Origin of the sequence: Persicitalea sp., assembly GCF_041751555.1 — a bacterium.
Classification (GTDB): Bacteria; Bacteroidota; Bacteroidia; order Cytophagales; family Spirosomataceae; genus Persicitalea.
Window position 1 is genome coordinate 1 of record NZ_JBGSXF010000431.1, and the last position, 3,722, is coordinate 3,722.

Here is a 3,722-nt window from a genome sequence, read left to right on the forward strand (position 1 = left end):
AGCAGTAGTTACCAACGCTGTAAAATCCTCGGTGCAGGGCAATTCAACGGCTAGGACAACCGCTGAAGGATGCCGGAAGGTGGGGATTTATATGGAGGCAGACTATACATTGTACCAAAATTGGGGTAGCGACGTCGCCCACATCACAAATCAGATCGCAGCTATTTTCAACAACGTGGCAACGCTGTATGCCAACGAAGGAGTTACGATCGAACTCAGTGAATTGAAAATATGGGACACCCAGGACCCCTATTTTTCAGCGACCAACCGAGGCGAACTGCTGGCGCAGTTTAAAGATTACTGGAACAGTAGGGGAAATACATTCAACGGAGACATGGCTCACCTGCTCTCATCCAGGATCAATGGCGGAGGAGTTGCGTACAATGGTGTGCCCAGGAGGAATACTTCGTATTCTATTGACGACTTTGCTTCTGTGTTTTCAAGCCCGGTTTCGAGGCAGTTTGCCTTCGGAGTATCAACAGGAATTGCTGATGGCCCTGTGCCGCCTTTACCTGAATATTCCTACAGAACCTACCTGATCGCTCATGAGTTAGGCCATAATTTCGGGCTACCACATTCCCATTCCTGCTTTTGGCACGGTGGTCCCATCGATAATTGCGCTACGACTGAAAACGGCCCCTGTCCGGCGGGTCCAAGTCCGGCTAACGGGGGAACCATTATGAGTTATTGCCCCAACCTTGCCAATGGATTTGGGCCTCAACCCAGTGCCAAGTTGAAATATGAATTTATTACGGGTCAAAACCTGATGCATCCCGGTAGCAATCCACCCGGTATTTCGCTCTCCCAAAGTACGGTGATGAAAGGGCAAAGCGTCGAGATTTCGGTCTCTAATTGCTCAGGTTCAGTTTCATGGGATGACGGGGTCGTTACTGGCAATATTCGTAGGATTATCGCTAGGGCTCCGACCCGATATACGGCTATTTGCGGGGCAGATGGGTGTTTGAGTGCGTCGGCGGAAGTCTTTCTCAATACCGTTTGCGTCCAACCAACGGCTTGCACGGTCAGTTATTCCGCTATTCTGAATCATATTCATGGCATACATTTGTTTAGCCTTGGTACCATTTCGACCAATGATATCAACGCCACCCCCATTAACGTGGGAAGCTCGTATCAAGATCTCACCTGCACGCAACACACAGTCCTGAAAGCAGGAGATTCGTACCCATTTAATTTGACGAGTATTTATGATTTTGAACTAAACGCCAGAATCTACATCGACTACAATGGAGATGGTGTTTTTTCCGACACTAATGAACTTGTGTATAGCGGAGGTAATGCGTCACAACACAATGGAAACATTTCCATACCAAATTCAGCTCTTCGCAATACACCACTGCGTATGCGCGTACTCATGAACGCGCTACCCATATCATCCGCCTGTTCCCTCCCCAGCAATGGGCAATACCGATCGGGTAAGGCGAATGATTATGCTGTCACGATTGCGGCACCTACCTGTCCGCCGAATCAGCGCGAAACAGTGCAGTCGGGAGATTGGAACGACCCTTTGGTATGGAGTTGCGGTACTTTACCTGCTTTCTCCGATATTGTCAAGATCAACACGGGGCATTTCATCTCATTACCGCCTGCTTACACCGGCAACGTATTAGGCTTTGAATTGCTCGGTACAATCCAGTACGGAGTCAATGCTACGATACGGCTGAATCAGCCCTGAATTAATAGATTGCCATGGCGCGAGGACGTCCGTTTTATCCACATGTTCGCCCGCTCTCACTCAAACTAACTCCACTCATGCAACAATCCGCTGACGTGACTTCTGCTGTGGCCATTATCAAACCCGCCCGCCTGGCATCCATCGACGCGCTGCGGGGCTTCGATATGCTCATGATCGCGGGCGGCGGTACGTTCATTGAATTGCTGCATGGAAAAACTGGATTAGACTGGGTAGATGCCATCTCGGCGCAATTCGAGCATCCTGAGTGGCATGGCTTCTCATTTTACGACTTTATTTTTCCGCTCTTCCTTTTTCTTGCGGGTACTTCGCTGCCGTTTAGCCTGAAATCTGGCCTGGCCAAGGGTTTTTTAAAAACCACCTTACTCCGCAAAGTTTTCAAGCGGATGTTGGTTCTGATTCTATTGGGTATTTTGTACAAAAATGCTCCGGTGGACATCTTCGACCCGGCCCATATTCGCTACGGTAGTGTGCTGGGTCGCATTGGCATCGGTACTTTCCTGGCAACGGTACTTTTCCTGAATTTTTCCCAAAATCGGAGGTTGTACATCGCCTTGGGAGTTTTAGTCGCTTACTTTTTGGCATTAAAATTCATTCCCGTGCCGGGCTATGGCGCGGGTGATTTTTCGTTCGAAGGTAACTTGATCGGCTGGTTCGACCGACACTTCATGCCGGGTCGGCTTTTGCAAAAAACATACGACGAACTGGCCCTGCTTACCCAACTACCCGCCGCCTGTCTGGTCATCTTCGGTACTTTGGCGGGCGATATTTTACTGAATCAGACCGATTCCTCAGAAAAATTGAAGCGGCTACTCATCTTTGGGGCCATCGGTATTGCGGCCGGGCTTCTCTGGAATTTTGTGTTTCCCATCAACAAACACCTCTGGTCTAGTTCGTTCATACTGTTAACCGCCGGAATGGCTTTCTGGTCGCTGGCCCTTTTCTACTGGATAATCGACGTGCTGGGATTTCAAAAATGGTCTTTCTTCTTCCGGGTCGTCGGCATGAACTCCCTGGTGATGTACCTGGCCTATCGCTTCATAGACTTTGACGAAACTTCGCAGCTGCTGTTCTCAGGTATCTACGGACATTTGGCCGAAGACTGGCATGGCGTCATTAACGCGCTGGGCGGGTTGCTGGTGGCGTGGCTATTTTTGTATTTTTTGTGGCGGAAAAAGGTGTTTGTGAAAGTATAGCTATGGTAAGTACAGCAGTTGCCGTTTGCTAAATTTTACGAACAGAAAATATTCCGGCGGCGTTTGAGACTCTGCACCTAAATTGTGTTTTTGTGAAACTAAATTACAATCGTTTCTTCCTGCTAGTGTCGATGCTACTTATTGGAAGCGTCAGCGTTTACGGAAACAATTCAACAGTTCTTGATACAGTCAGGGTTGAACCTTTTACCCGCACACTAAGTCAACCTATCCGGCAAATGATTCTGCAGGCAAACGCGCAGGTACCAAGTGCCGTTTTGTTAGCCCCCGATGCTTCACAGCTTGCACAATTTTCTACTGGCAACGGTGGAAATCCTCTAGTGTTCAGTCTTCCCGTTTCCGATAAAAAATCGCTTGACGTTTATGTCGAAGAAACTTCTATCATCAGTTCTTCCTTCGAGATGATCACAAGTTCCGGGAAGCGTATTACGATACCGCCCAGGCGGGCTTACCGGGGAACAGTACTGGGCGAGGCGGGTTCGACCGTATCGTTGACAAGTACTCAGGACGGGCTGGAAGGCTTGATTCTTGGTAAGGATTTTTCCTATACGTTGGGGAAAGTTGGCGGGGATAATCCGAATCAAACGCATATAATCTACCGCTCCGATGAATACCCGGAGGAAAGAGTTTTCAATTGTGAAGTTGAAGAAACACTTGTTCTCGATACGGTGCGAACTCCTGCAAAAATCTCCGGTGGACGACTGGCCGTGAACGACTGCCGAAAAGTGGAAATTTACTTTGAAGCCGATTACAAGCTCTATCAGGACTGGGGAAGCGACATCTCTTACATCACCAAT

3 protein-coding genes are annotated in these 3,722 nt (G+C 48.7%); all 3 read left to right on the forward strand.

The genetic code is table 11. The annotated features are described in order from the left end of the window. A partial coding sequence (locus ACEW8P_RS15125) for a M12 family metallo-peptidase (protein ID WP_373513917.1) occupies positions 1-1,693 on the forward strand: 1,693 nt, incomplete at its 5' end. A 77-nt stretch (positions 1,694-1,770) separates the two neighbouring features. Continuing rightward, positions 1,771-2,907 (forward strand): acyltransferase family protein, encoded by a 1,137-nt coding sequence (locus ACEW8P_RS15130; protein ID WP_373513918.1) that lies wholly within the window; start codon positions 1,771-1,773, stop codon positions 2,905-2,907. A gap of 92 nt (positions 2,908-2,999) precedes the next feature. After that, positions 3,000-3,722: hypothetical protein (locus tag ACEW8P_RS15135; protein WP_373513919.1), on the forward strand; the 723-nt coding region annotated here is incomplete at its 3' end.

Bases quoted from the DNA above. Each gene is read 5' to 3' on its own strand.
- ACEW8P_RS15130 (WP_373513918.1), top strand. From the start codon at position 1,771: ATGCAACAATCCGCTGACGTGACTTCTGCTGTGGCCATTATCAAACCC.